General features: G+C 64.3%; 8 protein-coding genes. 2 read left to right on the forward strand and 6 right to left on the reverse strand.

Annotated elements, in window-relative coordinates; translation table 11 throughout:
* Positions 1–34: 34 nt before the first annotated feature.
* Together bfr and Q0R16_RS17175 are read right to left on the reverse strand one after the other, a co-directional pair.
* Positions 35–517 (reverse strand): bacterioferritin, encoded by a 483-nt coding sequence (gene bfr / locus Q0R16_RS17170; RefSeq protein WP_295639002.1) that lies wholly within the window; start codon positions 515–517, stop codon positions 35–37.
* Positions 518–627: 110 nt separating this feature from the next.
* Positions 628–801: a (2Fe-2S)-binding protein gene (locus Q0R16_RS17175; RefSeq protein ID WP_295639005.1), complete on the reverse strand. Its 174-nt coding sequence runs from the start codon at positions 799–801 to the stop codon at positions 628–630.
* Positions 802–1,054: 253 nt separating this feature from the next.
* Between Q0R16_RS17175 and Q0R16_RS17180 the strand changes: the two genes are divergently transcribed.
* Positions 1,055–1,795 carry a DUF4136 domain-containing protein gene (locus tag Q0R16_RS17180; protein ID WP_295639008.1) on the forward strand — a complete coding sequence of 247 codons (741 nt, stop codon included), beginning with the start codon at positions 1,055–1,057 and terminating at the stop codon, positions 1,793–1,795.
* On the opposite strand, the gene dut is transcribed toward Q0R16_RS17180, so the two are convergent.
* The gene (gene dut / locus Q0R16_RS17185; protein ID WP_295639010.1) at positions 1,792–2,265 is read right to left on the reverse strand and encodes a dUTP diphosphatase; all 474 of its coding nucleotides are present in this window, start codon (positions 2,263–2,265) and stop codon (positions 1,792–1,794) included. The genes Q0R16_RS17180 and dut overlap by 4 nt on opposite strands.
* Positions 2,266–2,275: 10 nt before the next feature.
* Positions 2,276–4,021 carry a bifunctional phosphopantothenoylcysteine decarboxylase/phosphopantothenate synthase gene (locus Q0R16_RS17190; protein ID WP_295639013.1) on the reverse strand — a complete coding sequence of 582 codons (1,746 nt, stop codon included), beginning with the start codon at positions 4,019–4,021 and terminating at the stop codon, positions 2,276–2,278.
* A gap of 131 nt (positions 4,022–4,152) precedes the next feature.
* On the opposite strand from Q0R16_RS17190, the gene Q0R16_RS17195 reads away from it, so the two are divergent.
* Positions 4,153–4,551, forward strand: coding sequence for a hypothetical protein (locus Q0R16_RS17195; RefSeq protein WP_295639016.1), 399 nt, complete (start codon positions 4,153–4,155; stop codon positions 4,549–4,551).
* A 3-nt stretch (positions 4,552–4,554) separates the two neighbouring features.
* Here the strand turns inward: Q0R16_RS17195 and Q0R16_RS17200 are convergent, their stop codons facing one another.
* On the reverse strand, positions 4,555–5,682 hold the full coding sequence (locus Q0R16_RS17200; protein WP_295639019.1) for an acyltransferase: 1,128 nt from the start codon (positions 5,680–5,682) through the stop codon (positions 4,555–4,557).
* Positions 5,679–6,504 (reverse strand): AarF/UbiB family protein (locus Q0R16_RS17205; RefSeq protein WP_295639024.1); only part of this gene is annotated, 826 nt, incomplete at its 5' end. The genes Q0R16_RS17200 and Q0R16_RS17205, both read right to left, overlap by 4 nt.

A 6,504-nucleotide genomic window follows, 5' to 3' on the forward strand; every position in this document is an offset into this window, starting at 1 on the left:
TATCGCGCGCTGGGGCTGGTGCGGGGTTAGGCCTTCAAGATTCGGATTTGTCCTGCGATTGCAACTGGATGTAGTTCTGCAAGCCCATGCGCTCGATCATGTCGAACTGGCGCTCGATGGTGTCGACGTGTTCTTCCTCGCTTTCGAGGATTTCGGCGAACAGGTCGCGGCTGACGTAGTCGCGGACTTCCTCGCAATAGGCGATCGCGCCCTTCAACTGGGGCAAGGCATCCATTTCGAGCGCGAGATCGGCCTTGAGGATTTCTTCGACGCTTTCGCCGATGCGCAGCCGGCCGAGATCCTGGAAATTGGGCAGCCCGTCGAGGAAGAAGATCCGGTCAGCCAGCTTGTCGGCGTGCTTCATCTCGTCGATCGATTCGCCGTATTCGTATTGCGCCAGGCGGTCGACGCCCCAGTGCTTGAGCATGCGGAAATGGAGGAAATACTGGTTGATCGCGGTCAGCTCGTTCTTGAGCGCCTCGTTCAACAGGCCGATGACTTTGGGGTCGCCCTTCATGATCCGCAATCTCCGCAGTGACGCCGAGCAGGATAGCAAGCTGGCGAGCGATAACCAGCCCATGCGGAGGGTATCGCCGCATAATCCGGGGGCAATATCAGGTGGCGCCGTCAGGCGGCCAGGCGAGTCTCTTCGCGGATGATCTGTTCGGCAAAGGGAAAACACTGGCAGCAGTTGGGTTGGCAGCCGAGGTGTTCGTAAATGTCCTCAACCGCAACGATGCCATCACGCGCTGCATCGCGAATCTGTTGTTCACGGATGAAATTGCAACTGCAGACGATCATGCGAATCTCCACTGACTGGAATACTCAATAGCTTATTGCGAACGAGACGCAATAGTAAATTGACGCGCGTTGAAGCGAACGTGTGGCCATCGCCGATACGCGCCCAACCCGCTGATCGGGTTACGTTCAGGCCGATCGGTGCATTCAATGGCGGTTCAGCAATTTGGGTGTAAGCACAGGCATGATATGCAGGTCGCGCGCCCGGACCGCATTCCTGGATCCGGGCAGCCCGACTGCACTGGAGATCGCGCACATGAAACTGTCTTTCAACTTCGGCAAGCTGGCCCTCGCTGTGGTGCCGCTTGCGCTCGCAGTGTCGGGCTGTGCCGAGACGTTCGATGCCAAGGTTTCGCGCTTCTCGGCGGCCTTGCCCACGCCTCAGGGGCAAACCTTCGCGGTGGTGCCCGAAGATCCGCGCGATCAGGGCGGGCTCGAATTCGCACAATATGCCGGCAACGTGTCCGGGCACCTGGCCCAGTTGGGTTATGTCCAGGCGGCAAGCCCGGCCAATGCCGATCTGATCGTCCACTTCGGCTATTCGGTCGACCAGGGGCATGACCGGGTGCGCAACGTCGGCCCGGCGTACGATCCGTTCTGGAGCCCGTGGTACGGCGGCGGCTTCGGCAACGGATTTGGGGGCGGTTTCGGCCGCGGCCGCTACGGTGGGTATTATGGTGGTTTTGGTGGTGGCGGCTTCGGGGGCAGCGGGTTCTATCGCGGCGGCGGCTGGGGCTACGGCTGGTACGATCCGTTTTTCTACGACAGCGGCATCGACGTGGTGCGTGTGTTTCAGAGCAAGATCGATCTGCGAATCGATCGGAAGGATGGTCAGCGACTGTTCGAAGGCAAGGCGCAGGCCGCTTCGACTTCGGGCAACCTGACGTATCTGGTGCCCAACCTGGTCGAAGCCATGTTTACCGGCTTCCCCGGAAATTCGGGTCAGACCGTGCACATTTCGATCGCGCCCGAAAAGAAGAAGGCGGTGGTGCGCTAGTTTCCTGGCGCAACAACGCCGCCCCCGGAACTTGGGCCAGTCGATCCGAAACCGCCCGCGCCGCGGGCGGTTTCATCGAGATGTTCGACCTCGAGCCAGGCCGCCTGCACCACCGGCGCCAGCACCAGTTGCGCGATGCGATCGCCGCGGCGGACTTCGAACGGGGCGTCGCCCAGGTTGATCAGGATCACCTTCAATTCGCCGCGATAGTCCGAATCGATCGTGCCGGGGGTGTTGGGCACGCTGATCCCGTGCTTGAGCGCGAGACCCGAACGCGGGCGGACCTGGATTTCAAAGCCGGGCGGGATCGCCATCGCCAGCCCTGTGGTTACCGCGTGCCGCGCGCCCGGTGCCAGCGTGACGTGCTCGGCCGCGATCACGTCCATACCCGCCGCGCCATCGGTGGCGTAAGCGGGCAGGGGCAGGTCGTCATTGCCGGGCAGGCGGCGAACCAGGACCGGGACGGTCATGCCGATGGCCTCATGATTGTTGTGCTTCGGCGGGGGTTCCGGGGGTATTTTCGGAATTTTCCCCAACTGGCTCTATCGCAGGTTCGAAGTCATCGACCACCGGCGCCGGCGGCGGCCCGAGCGCGGTGGCGATCCGCGCTACGATCGCTTCGGCAACGAGGTGCTTGGCCATTTCGGGCAGGCTTTCGACGCCGGTTTCGCTAACGATGTGGACGACGTTGGCATCGCCGCCCATCACGCTCTTGCCCGGTGCGCCCGAAACGTCGTTGGCGATGATCCAGTCGGCGCCCTTGCGGCGGCGTTTTTCGGTGGCGTTGGCGAGCACGTCGTCGGTCTCGGCGGCAAAGCCGACCAGCAGCAGCGGCCGATCGGGGCTGCCCGCTACGGTGGCAAGTATGTCTGGATTTTCGGTCAGCATGAGCGCGGGAGGGGCGCTGCCGCGCTTCTTCATCTTTTTGCCCGCAACCGAAACGGTGCGCCAGTCAGCCACCGCGGCGACCATGATCGCGACATCGGCGGGCAAGTGATCCTTGACTGCGGCGGCCATGTCGCGCGCGGATTCGGTGTCGATCCGCTCGACCCCGCGCGGAGTGGCGAGTGCTACCGGTCCCGAAACGAGCGTGACTTTCGCACCGGCCCGCGCGGCGGCAGCGGCAATCGCATAGCCCTGCTTGCCCGACGAGCGGTTGGCAAGATAGCGCACCGGATCGATTGCCTCGTGCGTCGGGCCGGCGGTGACCAGCACGTGGCGGCCGGTGAGCGGGCCAGGCGTGGTCGGCCACGGCTCGGCTGCGTAAGGATCGTTCGCCGCTTCGCCGAGCATTTCGGCAAGCATTTCTGGCGGTAGCGCGCTCGAAGAGACGGTGTGGTTGATTGCATCGGGATCGGTCGGCGGCGCAGAGCGAGCGGCGCCCTTGCGCGCCAGCACCAAGCCGCCGGCGAGCATCGGCATTGCCGCCGCGGTTCCGGGAATGGGCACTTCGTCGGGCAGGAACGGGGGGTTCGGGTCAGCTACGGTGCCCTCCGATCCCTCTTCTGCGGGCGGCTTGCGCTTGATCAAGGAGCCCGAAAGACCACCGAGGCCGAAGCCTTCGGCAACGAATCCGCTCGAATTGCCGTTTGCACCGGCATCTTCGTCAGTCTGTGCCATAGAGCTGATGGCTTCGAGCCCGGGAAGCTGCGGAAGATCATCGTCATCGTCTTCTTCCGCCGTGGCGCCGCCCAGCACCGCGCGGATCAGGCCCAGGATCGCGGGCGGTTCGGGCAGGCGGCCCGGTCCGTATTCACCGCAGGCCATCGGGCCTTCGTCGGGCTCCATCACGATCACGCCGTTGTCGGCAAGCCAGCTCACGTTGCGGCGAGTTGCGGGGTGCTCCCACATCCGCACGTTCATCGCGGGCACCGCCACCACCGGCTTGTCGGTGGCGAGCAGCAGCGTGGTGGCGAGATCGTCGGCCATTCCGCCGGCCATCTTGGCGAGCAGATCAGCGCTGGCCGGACACACCACCACAAGGTCGGCCTCGCGGCTGAGGCGGATGTGCCCCATCTCTACTTCGTTCTTGAGATCCCACAGCGTGGTGTGGACCTGGTTCTCGGACAGCGCGGCCAAGGTCAGCGCGGTGATGAACTTCGCGCCGCCCTCGGTCAACACGCACGTTACCGTGGCCCCCGCGCCGCGGAGCAGCCGGATCAGTTCGCACGCCTTGTAGGCGGCAATGCCACCACCGACGATGAGCAGGATGCGCTTGTTGTTCATGGTTGTGCGCTTGTGCAATGCCGCAGAATGGTTAGCAAGTCGTGGATGGCGTGGCCGATCAGGCCATATGCCTTGGATGTGCGTTCAAGTCATGAGGCTGAAAGGCCGGGCTTTCTTGCAAAGGAATCGCGATGCGCTTGATCCTGACTGCGGTGATCTTCCTGGCGGGGATGTTCGATCTCTACTTGGCGATCAGTTTCCTGACCAATCCGGTCTATGCCGGATCGCAGTTCGGACTTGCTCCTGTGGGTACGCAAGGCCTGGCGGTGCTGCGCGCTGATTTCACGGCGTTTTTCGGCGTGGCCGCGGTCTGCATGATGACCGGCGCCTGGCATCGAAACGCCGATCTGCTGCTGATCCCCGCGCTGCTGTTCGGCACCGCGCTGACCGTCCGCGCTCTGAGCCTGGCGATCGACGGCACGTACCCGGGATTCGCCGTGCCGATGGCGGTGGAGGGGTTTCATGTCGTGCTGCTGGGGATCGCCTGGCGCTTGCTGCCGCATCACCCGATCGAAGAAATCACCGGGTAAATCTTATCCCGTGCCAGCGACTTTTGCGGGCGTGCGGACGAACCTCCCGCCCCACCGCATGACCCAACGTTGCGCCGGCCGTTCGATCCACCGGTGCGAGGCCAGGCCGGCCAGGCACGCGGCACCGATGAAAAACACCAGGAAGCTAGGCTGGTGGGCCATGGCGCGGATGTTGGGAAGCAGCAGCACCAGCGCAAGCTGGATCGGAAAGTGCCACAAGTAGATGCCGTAGGAGGCATCGCCCAGCGTCTTGCCGAAGCGCAGCCGTCCGGACGGATCGAGATGGTCAATGCCCACGGCCAGCGACAGCAGCGCGAAGATTGCGGCCAGGCGAATGTAGACCGCGGCGCCTCCGGCCATATTGATCGCGACGGCGATCACGATCAGCACCAGCGCAAGCGGGATCAGCGCACGCGGGACCACGAACCCGCGCAGCATCGCAACGTAAAATGCCAACCCGGCGAAGAAATAGAACACGCACGTCAGCACGTCCGCGTCGGGCGCTTTGCCCAGCACCATCGCGCCGGTCAGTGCCGCCACCGCCAGCGCAACGACGAGCGCGGCCCGGCGCAGTGCGGGTAGCAGCAACCAGAACGCGGCATAGGCCACGATCTCCGTCGACAGCGACCATGATGGGCCGTTGAACGACTGGTTGGCCTGGAAACCCCAGTATTGCGCCAGGAACAGGCTTAGCGCGAAGTGCCGCGCGTCGTTCCATTCATAGATGTAGAAATCGCCCCAACGTGCCAGCGCCACGGCCTGCATTGCGGCGACCAGCCCCAATGTGAGGAGATGCAGCGGCCACAGCCGCGCCACGCGCGCCAGCCAGAAGCGGCCGCGTGTACCTGGGTCCGCGAGATAGACATGCGCGAACACGAAGCCCGAAACCGCCCAGAAGTACTGGACCGCATCGGCGCCGTGATCGAAGACGAACGCCAGCCACGGATAGAGCGGTTCGCGGGCGCGGTTTACGTGGAAATGGTCCCAGCCAGGCGCCACGTAAAAGTGCTGGTAATGCCAGAACAGCACCGCCACCGCCGCCAAAAGCCGTGAGAAATCGAGCGCGTTGAAATGGCGGTGCGGCAGGCGCAGGCCGGCAATCGGCGCAGTCGCGGGCGCTGCGTCGCTCACCACCAGCCGAGCAGGTGCGTGGCGATGGTCCCCGCGATTCCCATAGCGGCGGCAAGCAGCAGGTTGAACGTGGGGGTGCCCGAGCCCGTTCTATCGCGCTTGCGGTCCCACATCAGGTCGATGTGCGGTAGCGGCGGCGCTTCGGGCGCGCCGCCCTTGGGTGGGAACATCTCCTCCACCCGGCGGATCAGCGCGGGGACGCGCGACAGCGTATCGAGATCCTCGCGGACGCGTTCGGCAATCGCGGCTTCGGGGCCCAGTTCACCCCTGATCCAGTCGCGCACGAAGGGTGCGGCAGTGTCCCACATGTTGATTTCGGGATCGAGGCTTTGCGCGATGCCTTCAACCATCACCATTGTCTTCTGCAGCAGCAGCAGGTGCGGCTGGGTCTGCATATCGAAATCGCGGGTGATCGCGAACAGCCCGTCGAGCATCTGGCCGACCGACAATTCGCTGACGGGGCGCCCGCGCATCGGTTCACCCACCGCGCGCAGGGCGGTCGCGAATTCCTCGACCGAATGGTAGCTGGGCACGTATTGCGCCTCGAAGTGGATTTCCGCCACGCGGCGGTAATTGCCGGTGGTCAGCCCGTAGAGGATTTCGGCCAGCCAGACGCGCGCGCGGCGGTCGATCCGGCCCATGATGCCGAAGTCGATCGCGGCGATGGTGCCGTCGGGTTCGACGAACAGGTTGCCTTGGTGCATGTCGGCGTGGAAATAGCCGTGGCTGATGGCTTGCGTCAGGAAAGCCAGCACCAGCCGCGACGCCAGCGCCTTGCGATCGTGCCCGGCGGCCTCGATCGCGGCCTGGTCGCTGATCTTG

It is taken from the genome of Novosphingobium sp., assembly GCF_025351285.1.
Lineage (GTDB): Bacteria > Pseudomonadota > Alphaproteobacteria > Sphingomonadales > Sphingomonadaceae > Novosphingobium.

Excerpts from the sequence above, each read along its gene's own strand:
- dut (WP_295639010.1), bottom strand. The coding sequence starts at position 2,265 with ATGACCGTCCCGGTCCTGGTTCGCCGCCTGCCCGGCAATGACGACCTG.
- Q0R16_RS17190 (WP_295639013.1), bottom strand. The coding sequence starts at position 4,021 with ATGAACAACAAGCGCATCCTGCTCATCGTCGGTGGTGGCATTGCCGCC.
- bfr (WP_295639002.1), bottom strand. The coding sequence starts at position 517 with ATGAAGGGCGACCCCAAAGTCATCGGCCTGTTGAACGAGGCGCTCAAG.
- Q0R16_RS17195 (WP_295639016.1), top strand. The coding sequence starts at position 4,153 with ATGCGCTTGATCCTGACTGCGGTGATCTTCCTGGCGGGGATGTTCGAT.
- Q0R16_RS17175 (WP_295639005.1), bottom strand. The coding sequence starts at position 801 with ATGATCGTCTGCAGTTGCAATTTCATCCGTGAACAACAGATTCGCGAT.
- Q0R16_RS17180 (WP_295639008.1), top strand. The coding sequence starts at position 1,055 with ATGAAACTGTCTTTCAACTTCGGCAAGCTGGCCCTCGCTGTGGTGCCG.